This window comes from Luteibacter anthropi, assembly GCF_023699965.1.
Classification (GTDB): Bacteria; Pseudomonadota; Gammaproteobacteria; order Xanthomonadales; family Rhodanobacteraceae; genus Luteibacter; species Luteibacter anthropi.
Genome location: NZ_CP077072.1, coordinates 4,757,088 through 4,771,951, shown reverse-complemented (window position 1 = coordinate 4,771,951; position 14,864 = coordinate 4,757,088). Strand labels below are relative to the sequence as shown.

14 protein-coding genes are annotated in these 14,864 nt (G+C 66.1%); 11 read left to right on the top strand and 3 right to left on the bottom strand.

The features are described from left to right. Positions 1-69 precede the first annotated feature (69 nt). The 8 genes from truA to KR767_RS20370 all read left to right on the top strand — a co-directional run bounded on the left by truA (position 70) and on the right by KR767_RS20370 (position 8,574). Positions 70-837: a tRNA pseudouridine(38-40) synthase TruA gene (gene truA, locus KR767_RS20405; RefSeq protein ID WP_250877596.1), complete on the top strand. Its 768-nt coding sequence runs from the start codon at positions 70-72 to the stop codon at positions 835-837. Further along, positions 834-1,457, top strand: coding sequence for a phosphoribosylanthranilate isomerase (locus KR767_RS20400; RefSeq protein WP_250877595.1), 624 nt, complete (start codon positions 834-836; stop codon positions 1,455-1,457). The genes truA and KR767_RS20400 overlap by 4 nt, the downstream gene beginning before the upstream one ends. 29 nt (positions 1,458-1,486) lie before the next feature. Further along, on the top strand, positions 1,487-2,698 hold the full coding sequence (gene trpB / locus KR767_RS20395) for a tryptophan synthase subunit beta (RefSeq protein ID WP_250877594.1): 1,212 nt from the start codon (positions 1,487-1,489) through the stop codon (positions 2,696-2,698). Next, positions 2,698-3,498, top strand: coding sequence for a tryptophan synthase subunit alpha (trpA, locus tag KR767_RS20390; protein ID WP_250877593.1), 801 nt, complete (start codon positions 2,698-2,700; stop codon positions 3,496-3,498). Before trpB ends, trpA begins: the two co-directional genes overlap by 1 nt. Positions 3,499-3,536: 38 nt before the next feature. After that, positions 3,537-4,409, top strand: a complete 873-nt coding sequence (gene accD, locus KR767_RS20385; protein WP_166946957.1) for an acetyl-CoA carboxylase, carboxyltransferase subunit beta — start codon at positions 3,537-3,539, stop codon at positions 4,407-4,409. Positions 4,410-4,895: 486 nt separating this feature from the next. Then, on the top strand, positions 4,896-5,108 hold the full coding sequence (locus KR767_RS20380; protein ID WP_250877592.1) for a DUF6229 family protein: 213 nt from the start codon (positions 4,896-4,898) through the stop codon (positions 5,106-5,108). A gap of 297 nt (positions 5,109-5,405) precedes the next feature. Further along, positions 5,406-5,612, top strand: a complete 207-nt coding sequence (locus tag KR767_RS20375; RefSeq protein WP_166946955.1) for a DUF6229 family protein — start codon at positions 5,406-5,408, stop codon at positions 5,610-5,612. A 22-nt stretch (positions 5,613-5,634) separates the two neighbouring features. Beyond that, positions 5,635-8,574 (top strand): type 2 lanthipeptide synthetase LanM family protein, encoded by a 2,940-nt coding sequence (locus tag KR767_RS20370; RefSeq protein ID WP_250877591.1) that lies wholly within the window; start codon positions 5,635-5,637, stop codon positions 8,572-8,574. On the opposite strand, the gene KR767_RS20365 is transcribed toward KR767_RS20370, so the two are convergent. Next, positions 8,490-9,023, bottom strand: coding sequence for a phosphatase PAP2 family protein (locus KR767_RS20365; RefSeq protein WP_166946953.1), 534 nt, complete (start codon positions 9,021-9,023; stop codon positions 8,490-8,492). The two genes, KR767_RS20370 and KR767_RS20365, sit on opposite strands and share 85 nt — an antisense overlap. Beyond that, the gene (locus tag KR767_RS20360; protein ID WP_250877590.1) at positions 8,998-10,155 is read right to left on the bottom strand and encodes a glycosyltransferase family 4 protein; all 1,158 of its coding nucleotides are present in this window, start codon (positions 10,153-10,155) and stop codon (positions 8,998-9,000) included. Before KR767_RS20360 ends, KR767_RS20365 begins: the two co-directional genes overlap by 26 nt. A 236-nt stretch (positions 10,156-10,391) precedes the next feature. Between KR767_RS20360 and gltX the strand changes: the two genes are divergently transcribed. From gltX to KR767_RS20345, 3 genes are all read left to right on the top strand, one after another. Further along, positions 10,392-11,795 (top strand): glutamate--tRNA ligase, encoded by a 1,404-nt coding sequence (gltX, locus tag KR767_RS20355; RefSeq protein WP_166946951.1) that lies wholly within the window; start codon positions 10,392-10,394, stop codon positions 11,793-11,795. A 97-nt stretch (positions 11,796-11,892) separates the two neighbouring features. Continuing rightward, on the top strand, positions 11,893-12,174 hold the full coding sequence (locus tag KR767_RS20350) for a hypothetical protein (RefSeq protein WP_250877589.1): 282 nt from the start codon (positions 11,893-11,895) through the stop codon (positions 12,172-12,174). Between the two features lie 40 nt (positions 12,175-12,214). Then, the gene (locus KR767_RS20345) at positions 12,215-12,685 is read left to right on the top strand and encodes a transcriptional repressor (RefSeq protein WP_250877588.1); all 471 of its coding nucleotides are present in this window, start codon (positions 12,215-12,217) and stop codon (positions 12,683-12,685) included. Between the two features lie 101 nt (positions 12,686-12,786). On the opposite strand, the gene KR767_RS20340 is transcribed toward KR767_RS20345, so the two are convergent. Continuing rightward, entirely contained in the window at positions 12,787-14,802 is a 2,016-nt protein-coding gene (locus tag KR767_RS20340; protein WP_250877587.1) for a TonB-dependent receptor domain-containing protein, read from the bottom strand. Positions 14,803-14,864 lie beyond the last annotated feature (62 nt).

Below are 14,864 nucleotides of genomic sequence, written 5' to 3'. Positions count from 1 at the left end.
TTGCCTCCTGCAGCGGCCTGGGTGGGGGAGTGGTAACCTTGGCCGTTTCCCGATTCACTGAATAGCCTTATGCGCATCGCACTTGGCGTCGAATATGACGGCACCGACTTCCTCGGCTGGCAGCGCCTCAGCCATGGCAAGACCGTGCAGGGCGCCCTCGAAGATGCCTTGGCCCGAGTGGCGGACATGCCTGTCGAGGTGACGGCCGCCGGCCGTACCGATGCCGGGGTGCATGGTCGCTGCCAGGTGGTGCACTTCGATACCGATGTCGCCCGCGACATGCGTGGCTGGGTGCTGGGTGCCTGTTCGAACCTTCCGCGCAGCGTGGCGGTGACCTGGGCGCAACCGGTGGCCGATGACTTCCATGCGCGCTTCTCTGCGCGTGCCCGGCAGTACCGTTATCGCCTGCTTCCCCGTTACGTGCGTCCCGCGCTCGATGCCCGCTTCGTCGCCTGGGAGCGCAAGCCACTGGATGCAAGCCGCATGCACGAGGCAGCGCAGGCGCTCATCGGCGAACATGATTTCTCGGCTTTTCGTGCCGTCTCCTGCCAGGCGGCGCATGCGCGCCGTAACGTGCGTTCCATTCGCGTCTTCCGCGACGATATCCATGTCGTGGTGGAGATCGAGGCCAATGCCTTCCTGCATCACATGGTGCGCAATATCGTCGGCTCGCTGATTCCGATCGGACGTGGCGAGCAGGAAACCGGCTGGATGGCTGAACTGCTGGCAGGCCAGGATCGCGAGGTGGCCGGGGCCACGGCTCCGGCGGAAGGCCTGACCTTCCTTGGCCCCAGGTACGAAGCCCACTGGGGCCTGCCGCCCGAGGTGACGCTGTGACGCGGCTCAAGTATTGCGGATTCACCCGAATCGACGATGTTCAGTTCGCCGCCCGGTTGGGCATCGATGCCGTCGGATTCGTCATGACCCGGCGCAGCCGGCGTTTCGTCGATCCCGTGTCGGCCGCTGCCTTGCGCGATGCCGTGCCGCCATTCGTCACGACGGTGGCACTGGTGATGGACGACGAGCGCGGCTACATCGACGAGGTGATTCGTGTATTGCGCCCGGACATGCTCCAGTTCCACGGCGACGAAGCGGACGACTTCTGCGCCTCGTTCGGGGTGCGCTACCTGAAGGCGGTGGCCATGGGGGAGGGGGCTTCCGCCCTGCCGCGGTTGCGCGCGTATCCGCGTGCCGCCGGACTCCTGCTCGATGGCCACGGCCTGGGCGAGCTGGGTGGCAGCGGCCAGCGCTTCGACTGGTCGCTGATGCCCACGGACCTGACCCAGCCGCTGATCCTCGCCGGAGGCCTCACCCCGGACAACGTGGGCGAGGCCATCCGCACGGCCCGCCCTTGGGGCGTGGACGTTTCCAGTGGCATCGAGACATCGCCGGGGATCAAGGATGGGGCTAAGATGGAGCGGTTCATCACCGCCGTACGCGCCCTCCCCAGCGCCTGACGCGGCACCCAGAAGGTAGACCAAAGGCAATGACCGAGATCGCGGATTTCCACGCCTATCCCGACGCCCACGGGCGCTTCGGCGACTTCGGCGGCATCTATGTGGCCGAGACGCTCATGGAGCCGCTCGCCGAACTCACCGCCGCGTACGAAAAGCTGCGTAACGATCCGGCCTTCATCGCCGAGCTGGATCGTGACCTCAAGCACTACGTGGGTCGTCCCAGCCCGGTGTATCACGCCGAGCGACTGTCGCAGCACGTCGGCGGCGCGCGCATCGTGCTCAAGCGCGAAGACTTGAACCACACGGGTGCGCACAAGATCAACAACACCGTGGGCCAGGCACTCGTGGCCCGGTACATGGGCAAGCCCCGCATCATCGCCGAGACCGGCGCCGGCCAGCATGGCGTCGCCAGTGCCACCGTGGCCGCGCGCCTGGGCCTGAAGTGCGTCGTCTACATGGGCGCCACCGATATCGAGCGACAGAAGATCAACGTCTACCGCATGCGCCTGCTCGGCGCCGAGGTGGTGCCGGTGACCTCGGGCTCGAAGACGCTGAAGGACGCCCTGAACGAGGCGATGCGCGACTGGGTCACGAATGTCGCGGACACCTTCTACATCATCGGCACCGTTGCCGGTCCGCATCCGTATCCGCAGATGGTGCGCGACTTCAACGCCATCGTGGGTCGCGAGGCCCGCGGCCAGGTGCTGGAGCAGTTCGGTCGCCTGCCGGATGTCATCACGGCCTGCGTCGGCGGTGGTTCCAACGCCATCGGCCTGTTCCACGCCTTCCTCAACGATCGCGACGTGCGCATCGTCGGGGCCGAGGCGGCGGGTGACGGCATCGAGACCGGTCGTCATGCGGCCTCGCTCGCAGCCGGCCGTCCGGGCGTACTGCACGGCAATCGCACCTATGTGCTCTCGGACGCCAACGGCCAGATCATCGAGACGCACTCGGTGTCGGCCGGCCTGGATTACCCGGGCGTGGGCCCGGAGCATGCCTTCCTGAAGGACGCCGGCCGTGCCGAGTACGTCGGCATCACCGACGACGAGGCGCTTGAAGCGTTCCATCTGCTGGCGCGCACCGAAGGCATTCTTCCGGCGCTGGAATCCAGCCATGCCATCGCGCAGGCGATCAAGCTGGCCCGCGAGCTGCCGAAGGACGGCATCGTCCTCGCGAACCTGTCCGGTCGTGGCGACAAGGACGTTCACACCATTGCCGCCCGCGAAGGAATCGAACTCTGATGAGCCGCATCGAACGCCGTTTCGCGGCACTGAAGTCGGCCGGTCGCACCGGCCTGGTCACCTTCGTCACCGCCGGCGACCCGTCGCCGGAGCACGTGGTGTCCCTGCTGCACGGCCTGGTGGCCAGTGGCGTGGACCTGATCGAACTGGGCGTGCCGTTCTCGGACCCGATGGCCGATGGCCCGGTGATCCAGCATGCGTCCGAGCGGGCCATCGCCAGGGGCGTGGGCCTGGCCAATGTCCTGGCCTGGATCGCGGCATTTCGTGAGACGGACAACGAGACACCCATCGTGCTGATGGGTTACCTCAATCCGGTCGAGATGTACGGTTACGCGACGTTCGCCGAAGATGCGGTCGAAGCTGGTGTGGATGGCGTCCTGATGGTGGATTGCCCGCTGGAGGAGTCGCACGTGCTCCAGCCGCTCAAGGATGCCGGTCTCGACCAGATCCTGCTGGCCTCGCCCACCACGGCGGAGCGTCGCCTGGGCAGCCTGTGCGAGGCGGCTGCCGGCTTCCTGTACTATGTGTCGTTCAACGGCATCACCGGTGCCGCCCAGCTCAGCACCGGGGATATCGCCGAGCGGGTGGCGGGTATTCGCGCCCGGTCGAAAGCACCGGTGGCGGTCGGCTTCGGCGTTCGTGATGCCGCGTCGGCGAAAGCCATTGGCGAATTCGCCGATGCCGTGGTGATCGGCAGTGCCCTGGTCCAGCGTCTCGATGGCGCGACCTCGGCGGAAGACGCCGTCGGCAGGGCTCGGGAATTTCTCGCCCCCATCCGCGCTGCGCTCGACGCGCGCTGAGCGGTGGGCGGGTTGGTACAGATATTCGGAGAGACACGATGAACTGGCTGCAAAAGATCATGACGCCCAAGTCCCGCGCTCCGGGCGCGGCGGGCGGCAAGGGCAAGGTGCCCGAAGGCGTCTGGGAGAAGTGCGGCGGCTGCGGCACCGTGCTGTACAAGCCGGAGCTGGAAAAGTCGCTCATGGTCTGCCCCAAGTGCGGCCATCATCATGCGATCTCGGCGCGTGCGCGCCTGGGCGCGTTCTTCGACACGGGCAGCACCACCGAGCTGTGGCCGAAGCTGGAAGCCGTGGATGCGCTGAAGTTCCGCGACCAGAAGAAGTACAAGGACCGCCTCGCCGCGGCGCAGAAGTCCACGGGCGAGAAGGACGCGCTGGTCGCGATGTCCGGCACGCTGCTGGAGCGCCCGCTGGTGGCGGTCGCGTTCGAGTATTCCTTCATCGGCGGTTCGATGGGTTCGGTGGTGGGCGAGAAGTTCGCCCGTGCGGCCGAGAAGGCGCTGGCCGAGAAGTCGGCGCTGGTGTGTTTTGCCGCCACGGGCGGCGCGCGCATGCAGGAAGGCCTGTTCTCGCTGATGCAGATGGCGAAGACCTCGGCCGCCCTGGCTCGCATGCGCGACGCGGGTATTCCGTATATCTCGGTGCTTACGCATCCGACCACGGGTGGCGTGTCTGCCAGCCTGGGCATGCTGGGCGATATCAACGTGGCCGAGCCGAAGGCGCTGATCGGTTTCGCCGGCCCGCGCGTGATCGAGCAGACGGTGCGCGAGACGCTCCCGGAAGGTTTCCAGCGTTCGGAATTCCTGGTGGATCACGGTGCGGTCGACGTCATCGTGGATCGTCGTGAGATGCGCGAGAAGCTGGGCGACATGCTCGGCATCATGCAGAAGGCGCCGCGCGTCGCGGCTTGAGGGTTCGCTCTGTAAGGGTGGGCTCGCCTTCCGGCCTCGCGCTCGGCGCCTGCTGCGTGCTCGCTTAGAGGCGACGGGGGCGCCCCTTGTCGCTCCGGCCTGCGGTGTCCCTCGGGAAACGTGATCGCGGCGCGTTGTAGGAGCGCGCCTGCGCGCGACCATTCGTGACGCGACCCTCACCGTTCCCGCTCCACCGGTCGCGCGCGAGGCGCGCTCCTACAGGGATACGGGGTCGTGGTGCGAATACGTTGTAGGAGCGCGCCTGCGCGCGACCGTTCATGGCGCAACCATCACGACTCCCGCCCCACCGGTCGCGCGCTAGGCGCGCTCCTACAGGGTGGCGGGGGTGCCGAATCGGGGCACATCCGTGTGTGCTTCTTCCCGACAATCCGCCGGCCGGGTAGGGGTGGCCCTTTCAACGTATGCGACGTCCGCTCTGCCGGCGCAGTCCTTTCATCCATGAAACTGTGCAAGGGGAGTGTCCAGATGATCGTTGAATCCATGCGTGCCTCGCAGCCGGCCGGTCGTGCCGCGTTCTGGCGTTCGAATGCCTGTGCCGACAGCCCGGCAGGTGCTTTGTTCGCGAACGAGTTTGCCGAGGCGGATATCGTCGGCGGTACCGATATCGTCGTGACCGATTGTGTGATGTGTACCGGGTCCATCGACGCGCGCACGCGTCACATCCAGTGCGGTGCATGATCGTCATCTAATGGCGTGAGGCGGCACTTGCCGATTACGCATATAACTTTTCGCTATATGTGCGTAACCACGTAACCATCGCTGGTGCCTGCAAAAAGTTTCCTTCGAAACGACATGCTTCCGTTGAGGACATGCCGCGTCCTCTTGTGAACCTTCCGCAGACGTGAAATGAATCGGGAGGGTTGTCGGGACGATGGTCGATACATCGCAAGTGACCCGTCGCCATGCCGTTCTGTCAGCACCACCACGGAAGTTCAGTTTTTCCATTAACGAAACTGTGCATAAGGGAGTGTCCGGATGAGCAATGAAATGGGCTTTTCGTCGAAGTCGGTCAGCCGCGCCGCCGAGTGGCGCAAGCAGGCCGGTAACGGCAACCCGGCAGGCGATCTGTTCGCCAACGCGTTTGCCGAGGCGGATATCGTCGGTGGTACCGAGATCGCGGTGACCGATTGCGCGATGTGTACGGGCTCGATCAAGACCACCAAGATCACGCAGTGCGCCTGATCGGCACGGTATGACATCCGGCATGGATGCTGATTTCAGTGAATCGCTGGGCTGCCTGGTGGCCGATGCGTCGGCTCACCTGGCAGCCCGGCTCGAAGCGGTGCAGGGGCTGTCGGCCAGCGAGCGAGGGGTTATCCATCGCAGCGTGCACGACACCGCGGTGGCCAGCCTGCATGGAAAACTCTGCCGTGTGCTCCTGCTGGAGCTGCATGCCGCAGCCGAAGACGGCATGCTTCTGGCCTCGGACAGCGTGGCGCGCTGGCATGAATTCATTGCGTTGTCCTCGACGCCGGCCTACTGGCGTGGTCTGGACGAGCATTACCCCACCATGGCCGGTCGCATACGCACGGTGGTGGACGCACGCTTTGCACGTGGGCTGGAGCTGGCCGAACGCTTTGCGGCCGATCGGATGGCCTTGTGGGAGCTGGCGGGTAATCCGCTTGGCGAACTCACCGGACTGGAGCTTGGCGCAGGCGACAGCCACGCAGGCGGCCAGACGGTGGCCTTGCTTCGTTGCGAGCAGGGGCGCGTGGTGTACAAGCCGCGCTCGGTGGCTATCGATGTCGAGTTGCAGCTCTTTATCGACCAGCTCGGCGTGCCGACGTCGATGCGCGTGCCGGATGCACTTGAGCGCGACGGTTACGGCTGGACGGCATTTGTAGAGCACGTGTATGCCGCAGGCACGGGCGAACTGCGTTCGTTCTATCGCGGTACCGGCGAATGGCTGGCCTTGATGCGCCTGCTGGGCGGCACCGACCTGCACGCCGAGAATCTCATTGCGCACGGAGCCTGTCCGTTCGTCATCGATTGCGAAACCCTGTTTACGCCCCGTGTCGAGGCGAAGCCTTCGGGCATGGGCGCGGCCCATGACCGCGCGGTGGCGATGATCGACGGCACCGTGCTGGCGATGGGCATGTTGCCCGGTCGCGGGGGCGGCCTTGGCTGGCGTGGCGTGGATACCTCGGGTATCGGTGCGTTGCCCGGCGAGCAGCCGAAACTTCTCGTGTCGGCGATGGTGGATGGCGGTACGGATCGTGCCCGTCTGGGTACGGTGTCGGTCGAGGTGGAGGGTGCGCGCAATCATCCTGGCGAGCAGCCGGAGCTTTCGCGCTACTGGCCCGATGTGCTTGCCGGTTTCGATGCTCTGACGGCAACGCTGCGCGAGATGGATGCCCGTAACGAACTGGCGTCCCGTTTGCGCGCGTTTGATCGTTGCCTGGTGCGAGTGGTGCTGCGTGCCACGGAAACGTATGCCGAGCTGGCCCGCATGCTCTGGCATCCGGTCTCGTTGCACGATGCCGATACGGCCAGCGCGCATGCGGCATCCCTGTTGCGCAAGTCGGGGGAGATCCGTGCGCTGTCTCCGGATGACGATGTCGTCATCGCCGCCGAGATCGCCGATCTGCTCGATGGCGACATCCCCTATTTTTCCACGTTGGTTTCGCACGGGCGCCTGGATGGCCCCCGTGGTACGCACTGGCTTGCACCGCGGCAGCTTGCCGACGAGGCGCTTGCGCACTGGCGTGCAGCGGATCTGGAACTGGAGCGCCGGGTGATTCACGGTGCGCTTGCGAGCGCCTATGCAGGCGATGGCTGGACGGCGACGGAGCGGTCGCTGCGTGTGGTCGAGCCGTGGCGGGACGACCTGGATGTCCGTCGTCGCTCGCTCGCCGCTTCCGTGATGCGATCGCTGGCGACGCGCGCGATACGAGCAAATGACGGCAGTGCCGCATGGATTGCGTCGGTGCTGGGGCCTAACGGGCGCAGCGTGCAGCCGTTGGCACAGGATCTATACGGCGGCCTTTCGGGGCTTGCCTTGCTGACAGCGGGTTATACCGTCGAGATGGAAGCCGGGCGGGCGGATGCCGTCGAGGGTGTGGCGGCGTTGCGCGATGCCGTGGTGCATGCGATGCGCATGACGCAGGCAGAGCTGTTCGTGCGCCGGGCGCGTGTTGCGCGTCCGCGACCAACGCCACCGGGTGGCTATATCGGGCTCGGCTCGCAGATGTGGACATGGCTTTCGCTCGATGAGCTGGGTGTCACGAAGGGCGAGGGCGTCGAGCGTGCGCGCGAGCTGGCCGCGCTGATGCCGGAAGCGGCCGAAGCGGATGACATCGATGATCTGCTTACCGGTTCAGCGGGCGGGATCGTGCCTTTGTTGAGGCTTTACCGCTCCAGTGGCGAGGTTACCTATCTCGATATGGCGGGAACCATCGGCAATCGCCTCTGTGATCGCGCAAGGGTGCTCGATGGCAAGGCGTGCTGGCCACACGAGCGCTGGGTCGACGGCCTTGGCGGATTTGGTCACGGCGTGACCGGCATCGGCTGGGCGTTGCACAAGCTGGCGGTGGCCAACGGTAACCCTCGGCATCTGGCGATGGCGCAGGCGGCCTTTGCCTTCGAGGATGCCTTGTTCGATGAAGCCGAAGGCAACTGGCGCGACATGCGTGGCGTCGGCGTGGACAAGTTCTCGGTGGCCTGGTGTCACGGGGCGGCAGGCATCGCGCTGGCCCGGGTGGACCTGGGCTTCTCCGGCAACCATCAGCAACGAAAGACCTTGCAGCGCGCAGCGCACACGCTATGGCACAAGGGCATGGGTGCCAATCATCACGGTCTTTGCCACGGTGACCTGGGTACGTGGGAGTTGCTCGATCACGCGTTGAAGCAGGGCTGGGCGCCGCAGGACATGACGCGCGAGTCGCTGGAGGCCGCGATCATGGGGAGCCTGGAAACGCATGGTCCCTATTGCGGCATGCTGGGCGAGGCATTGTCACCCGGGCTGATGGCCGGTGTCGGCGGCATCGCCTACCAGTTGCTGCGCATGGACCCCCGCTGCACCTTGCCGTCGGTGTTGTTGCCCACGGATCACTGGCAGGCTCAGAGCAGGATGCGCTCTACCCACAGCGACAGCGTGCCCAGCGTCCCGCCGATGACGGTCGCCGCAGCGACATCGCTGGGGTAGTGCAGGCCGAGCACCACGCGTGAGGCGCCGATCAGGGCGGCGAAGCCGATCAGGAATGGAGCCAGCACCGGGTAGTGCGCCACGGCGACCACGGTGAAGGACACGGCCTGGAGTGTGTGGCCGGACGGAAAACTGAATTCGTCCAGCGGCGGCACATGGGCGATCACGCCCGGGCAGGCGCGGAACGGTCGTGGGCGCTTGGTCCAGCGCTTGAGCACGCGGTAGAGCATGAGCGCGGTCAGGCCGGTGACAGCCATCTGCGCGGCCACGGCCACGCCGTGCCAGCCGCCGACCAGCGCGATGACGGTCATCAGCGCATACCAGAACACACCGTCGCCGAGCCGGCTGACGATGCCGAAGAACACGCCGATGGCGCGGCGCGCGCCCCAGCGGTTGGCAGCCACGCACATGCGCGAATCGAGGTTACGCCGCGACGGCGGTACGTTCATGGACGTTCTCCCCGGCCAGTGACTGCATGATGGATTCGAATTCGGTGATGACGGAGTCAGGCGAGAGGCCTGCCACCGATGCACGTGCGGCATGGCCCATGGTCTGGCGGGCGGTGATGTCGGCGCCCAGGGCGGCGGCGCGTTCGATCAGGCCGGCTTCGTTGCCCGGTGCCACGCGGATGCCGTTCTGGCCGTTACGGATGAATTCCTTCGCAGCCGCTTCGGCGTAAGCCACCACGGGCACACCGGAGGCCATGGCTTCCAGCACCACGTTGCCGAAGGTCTCGGTGAGGCTGGGGAAGACGAAGAGATCGGCGCTGGCGTACCAGGCGGCCAGTTCGTCGCCGCGACGAGTGCCGGCGAAGAGGATGTCCGGGTTCGCGGCTTCCAGTGCCGCACGCTCGGGGCCATCGCCCACGATCACGCAGCGTGCGTTTGGTACGCGGCGGGCGAGGGCGCGATAGGCCTCGATCACGACGTGCAGGTTCTTCTCGGGCGCCACGCGGCCCACGCTCAGCACAACCGGCGTGGCGGCGTCAGCGCCCCATGAGAGGCGCAGGTCGTCATCGCGACGACCGGGCTGGAAGCGCAGCGTGTCCACCGCGCGACGCAGCACGCGCACGTTATGCACGCCGAGGTCGTTGAGCTCGCCGGCGAGTTGCCCCGTGGGCACCAGGGTGACCTGGGCGCGGCGATGGAAGCGGGCTAGATAGCGGCGAACCAGCGGCGTGAGCGCCCCGAAGCCGTAATGACCCACGTAGAAGTCGAAGCGCGTATGAAAACCGGTGGCGACCGGGATGCCGAGGCGGCGCGCCGCACTGACGGCACTCCAGCCCAGGGGGCCTTCCGTGGCCACATAGATCGCATCCGGGCGTTCGGCGCGCCAGCGGCGCTCGATGCGGAACCGGGAAGGGAAGCCGAAGCGCAGTCCCGCATAGCGGGGGACGGCGGCACCCTCGACGGCAAGAACGTCCATGCCTGCCTCGGAGAGGGGCGGCGTGTTCGGGTGGACGGGGCGGATGAGGTCGACGTCGTGACCCTTGCGGACGAGTCCGCGGGCCAGCGACTGGACGGTGAGGGAGACCCCGTTGACGTCCGGTGCATAGGTCTCGGTGACGATGCCGACTCGCATGGCGGTGACCCTTCTGGCCCTGGCTTGAGCCATGGTCGCGCCGGGGCGTGTCCGCGCCGTTATCGGGGCATGACCGCCATATGACAGGCATCCCCGAAAACGGCCAGGCAAGCCGTGTAGGAGCGCGCCTTGCGCGCGACTGGTGAGGGCCTGACTTCCCTGTTCCGGATCGGTCGCGCGCAAGGCGCGCTCCTACACGGTAAAATCGTTCTCTTGTCCGAGATCGATGACCCACGATGACCGTCCGCACCCGTTTTGCCCCCAGTCCCACCGGCTACCTCCACATCGGCGGTGCCCGCACGGCGCTGTATTGCTGGCTGGAGGCCCGCCGCCGCGGTGGCGAATTCATCCTGCGCATCGAGGACACCGATCGCGAGCGCTCCACCGACGAGGCCGTGCAGGCGATTCTCGACGGCATGAGCTGGCTGGGCCTGGCCCATGACGAGGGCCCGTACTACCAGACCCTGCGCATGGACCGTTACCGCGAAGTGGCCGACCAGCTGCTGCGCGAGGGCAAGGCCTACTACGCCTACGAGACCAAGGACGAGATCGAGGCCATGCGCAACAAGGCGATGGCCGACGGCGTGAAGCCGCGCTACAACGGCTATTACCGTGATCGCAACGAGCCGTACCGCGACGATCCGAACCGGGTCATCCGCTTCAAGAACCCCACCTCGGGCAGCGTCGTGTTCGACGACAAGGTGAAGGGGCGTATCGAGTGGTCGAACGAAGAGCTCGACGACCTCGTGATCTTCCGTTCGGATGGCTTTCCCACCTACAACTTCGCGGTGGTGGTCGACGACATCGACATGGGCATCACCGAGGTGATCCGTGGCGATGACCACGTGAACAACACCCCGCGCCAGATCAACATCTACAAGGCGCTGGGCGCCGCGGTGCCGGAGTTCGCGCACCTGCCGATGATCCTGGGCCCGGACGGGCAGAAGCTGTCCAAGCGCCATGGCGCGGTCAGCGTGATGCAGTACCGCGACGACGGCTTCCTGCCGCATGCGCTGCTGAACTACCTGGTGCGCCTGGGCTGGTCGCATGGCGACCAGGAAATCTTCTCGGTCGACGACATGAAGACGCTTTTCGACGTGTCCGACGTGAACAAGGCTGCCTCGCGCTTCGACGTGACCAAGCTGTCCTGGCTCAATCAGCACTACCTCAAGACCGACGACCCGGCGACGCTCGGTACCGAGCTGGCCTGGCACCTGCAGAAGATCGGCATCGACCCGGCATCCGGCCCGAACCCTGCCGATGTCGTGGTGGCGTTGCGCGACCGCGTGCAGACCTTCGTGGACATGGCCGAGCGCGCGAAGATCTGGTATGGCCCGATCGTCGAGTGGGACGACAAGGCTATCGAGAAGCACCTGCGCACCGAATCCGCGCCAGCCGCGCTGGAGAAGGCGAAGGCCGAACTTGCCGCGCTGCCGGAGTGGACGCCGGAGGCCGTGCATGGCGCTGTCGAACGGGTGGCCGCTGCGCTGGAACTGGGCATGGGCAAGGTTGCCGCGCCGCTGCGCGTGGCGATGACCGGTACCCAGGTGTCTCCGTCCATCGAGCACACGATCTACCTGGCCGGCCGCGAAGGCGCGCTGGGCCGCATCGACGACGCCCTGTCCAGGGCCAAATCCTGATTTGTAGGAGCGCGCCTTGCGCGCGACCGGTTCGTAGCGGGTAGTTCATGGCTTCGGACCGGTCGCGCGCAAGGCGCGCTCCTACAGGGGCACGTCTATGGACGATCTTCTCGCCAGAGCCCTCCAGGGCGTCGACCCCGACGACCCCGGCGCCTCCGTGAAGATATTCCTGAACCTCATGGCCCTGGTGCCATGGGGGCAGCTGATCCTCTGGCAGGTGGTGTTCATCGTGGTGGGCGCCTTGCTGGGCTGGTGGAAAGGTCGCTTCGCGGCTACGGTGCTCGCCTCGCTGGTGCTGGGGCCTTTCGGCTGGGCCGTGCCTTTCCTGCCGCGCCGCCCCGTGTCGCCGCCGCCCTTGCCTGGCTCGAAAAAACGCTGATGTGCCCTCATGTTAGGATGGCGCACACGAGGATATCGATGTGACTACTTCCGCAGCCCGCCGCCATACGCACCATCACGACGACCCGCGTGATTTCATCGCCGCCGTCGAAAAGGCCTCCGAAGAGCGGGGCCTTCGGCTCACGCCGCTCCGCCGCGAGGTGCTCGAGCTGGTGGCCAGTGCCGGCAAGCCGGTAAAGGCTTACGACCTGCTCGACAAGCTGCGCGAGAAGCACGGCAATGCGGCGCCACCCACGGTGTATCGCGCGCTCGATTTCCTGCTGGAGCACGGCTTCATCCACAAGCTGGAGTCGATCAACTCCTTTGTCTCGTGCCATCACCCGGCCGAGCAGCACCAGGTGCCGTTCCTCATCTGCGACAAATGTCAGTGCGCGCAGGAAGTGTGCGATGAGCGCGTGGCCGATCTGATCGAGGCGCAGGCGAAGGCGTTCGGTTTCCGTCCCCTGGCGCAGACGCTGGAAGTGCACGGGATCTGCAAGAACTGCAGGTAGTTTCGCCATACACGAAAAAGGCGCGGGGCGTCGCATTGCGCGACGCCCCGCTTGGTGTTCCGGCCGGCCCAGGGAGGGAGGAGGGTAGGCCGACCGGAAACTCAGAAGTAGGCGCGTACGCCTACGGACACATTGCGGCCCGGTAGCGGCGCCACATCCTTGAACAGCGACGTGGCGGGACGGGCCGTCTTGTTGGTGAGGTTGTTGCCGTTGACGAAGGCCTCCCACTGGCTGCGTTCTTCGTTGACGAAGGTCCAGGCAAAGTGGGCATTCACCAGCGTGTAGCCGGCGGTGTCGGTTTCGAAGGCGGCGATCTTGTCCTGCTTCATGTAGCGCACGGCACCCAGGCTGGCGCGCAGGCTGTCGGCACTCCAGCTCAGCGTCGAGCCCACACGACCGGCCGGAATGCGCGGCACGTTGCCCGCGCCGTCCGACAGCGTGGCGCGCACGGTGTCGCCGAACACGCGCAGGTCCCAGTGGCCCGAGGGGCCCTTGGCGAGGTGGAACGTAGCTTCCGCCTCGGCGCCACGGAAGGTCGCATCGTTCTGCGACCACACGCGCACGGGCAGGTTGTCTTCCACTTCGCCGGTGTCGGCCAGATAGATGAAGTTCTTGTACTTGTTGTAGTACACGGCCACCTTGCCCTCGACCACGTCGCCGTGGAAGTGCAGGCCCAGCTCCGCCTGGTTCGACTTTTCCTTCTGCAGGTCGCTGCCGATCTCGAACGTGTTCGATGCCTCGTGCGGGCCGTTGGCGAACAGCTCTTCTTCCGACGGCGCGCGCTCGGCGTGATCGAGGTTCAGCGACACATGCCACTGCTCGGCAAAGCGCCAGGCCACGCCGGCAGAGAGGCTGTTGGGGTTGTAGTTGCGCTTCGGTCCGTTGTCCGGGTCCACACTCTGCTTGTCGCGACGCAGGCCCAGGTCCACCTTCACCGGGCCGAACTCGCGCTGCTCGGTGAGGAACACACCCACGCCCTTGGTGGTGGTGGCGGGCACGAAGGTTTCCTCGCCCACGGCGGAGAACTTGCGGTGCTGGGTCTGCACGCCGAAGGCGCCTTCCCAGCCGGCGATGGGTTCGTGGGTGACGACCAGGCGACCCTGGTTGCTGTCCGTGGAGAACGTGGTGCCCGGGGTGCTGCCTTCGTACTCCACGTGCTGGTAGGCGCCGTGGCCGAGGTTGAACTCGATCTTGCTGATGCCTTCGAAGGGCTTAACGAGGCCGCCCTTCAGGTTGTAATTGGTCTGCGCCATCTTGATGTGGACCGGGTCTTCGCCTTCTTCCGGGTTGCCCGGTTCGGCGGGGCCGCCGTAGAGATCCATGAAGCGCGAGATCGACAGGCCCAGGTAGCCCCACGAGCCCAGCACCGATGCGCCGACCGATCCGGAGGTGGTCTTCACGGCGCTGTTCTGCAACGTGCCGCCGGGAATGTCGTAATCACCGTTGTCGCGATGCATGCCATCGACGTGCAGGGCGAACTGGTCGTTGCCGGCGTCCATGCGGAACAGGCCGGTCTTGCCGTCTGACACGGAGTCATGGCGCACTTCGGCACGGCCGGTGAAGCCGTTTTCCGGGGCCTTTTCCGGCACGCGACCATCCACGACGTTCACCACGCCGCCAATGGCGCCCGAACCGTAGAGCAGGGTGGCCGGGCCCTTCAGCACTTCGATCTGGTCGGCGAGAAATGGCTCAAGGGTGACGGCGTGGTCCTGGCTTACGTTGGAGACATCCTGCGAGGACAGGCCGTTTTCCAGCACGGCCACGCGCGGGCCATCGAGGCCACGGATGATGGGTCGCCCCACCGCCGTGCCCAGCGCTGAGGTCTGCACGCCGGGAATCGAGGATACGGTTTCGCCCAGGGAGACGCCCTTGGCATCGTCCAGGGCCGAGCCGGCGAGGACGGCCACGGGGGCCACGATCTGGTCGGCGCTCTGGCCCAGGGGCACGGCGTTGACGACGATGCCGTCGAGCTTGTCGGCGTGCTTGCGTGACTTGCCCTGGCTTTCCTTCGCAGTGCCGGTCGGCGCCGTGGCGTCCTGGAGCGCGTCGTCGGCCATGGCCGGCAGGGCCGGTCCGAACGTCGCGGCGAGGGTCAGGGCGAAGAAGGTTCTGCGCATCGGGGGTGTCGCTCCACATTCAGGTTTGCAATGTTATAAAGTAGCATCACTTGCCTATACCT

What these genes read in the sequence shown, in the direction of transcription:
- truA (WP_250877596.1), top strand. Translation starts at nt 70, where the DNA reads ATGCGCATCGCACTTGGCGTCGAATATGACGGCACCGACTTCCTCGGC.
- trpB (WP_250877594.1), top strand. Translation starts at nt 1,487, where the DNA reads ATGACCGAGATCGCGGATTTCCACGCCTATCCCGACGCCCACGGGCGC.
- trpA (WP_250877593.1), top strand. Translation starts at nt 2,698, where the DNA reads ATGAGCCGCATCGAACGCCGTTTCGCGGCACTGAAGTCGGCCGGTCGC.
- accD (WP_166946957.1), top strand. Translation starts at nt 3,537, where the DNA reads ATGAACTGGCTGCAAAAGATCATGACGCCCAAGTCCCGCGCTCCGGGC.
- KR767_RS20380 (WP_250877592.1), top strand. Translation starts at nt 4,896, where the DNA reads ATGATCGTTGAATCCATGCGTGCCTCGCAGCCGGCCGGTCGTGCCGCG.
- KR767_RS20375 (WP_166946955.1), top strand. Translation starts at nt 5,406, where the DNA reads ATGAGCAATGAAATGGGCTTTTCGTCGAAGTCGGTCAGCCGCGCCGCC.
- KR767_RS20370 (WP_250877591.1), top strand. Translation starts at nt 5,635, where the DNA reads ATGGATGCTGATTTCAGTGAATCGCTGGGCTGCCTGGTGGCCGATGCG.
- KR767_RS20365 (WP_166946953.1), bottom strand. Translation starts at nt 9,023, where the DNA reads ATGAACGTACCGCCGTCGCGGCGTAACCTCGATTCGCGCATGTGCGTG.
- KR767_RS20360 (WP_250877590.1), bottom strand. Translation starts at nt 10,155, where the DNA reads ATGCGAGTCGGCATCGTCACCGAGACCTATGCACCGGACGTCAACGGG.
- gltX (WP_166946951.1), top strand. Translation starts at nt 10,392, where the DNA reads ATGACCGTCCGCACCCGTTTTGCCCCCAGTCCCACCGGCTACCTCCAC.
- KR767_RS20350 (WP_250877589.1), top strand. Translation starts at nt 11,893, where the DNA reads ATGGACGATCTTCTCGCCAGAGCCCTCCAGGGCGTCGACCCCGACGAC.
- KR767_RS20340 (WP_250877587.1), bottom strand. Translation starts at nt 14,802, where the DNA reads ATGCGCAGAACCTTCTTCGCCCTGACCCTCGCCGCGACGTTCGGACCG.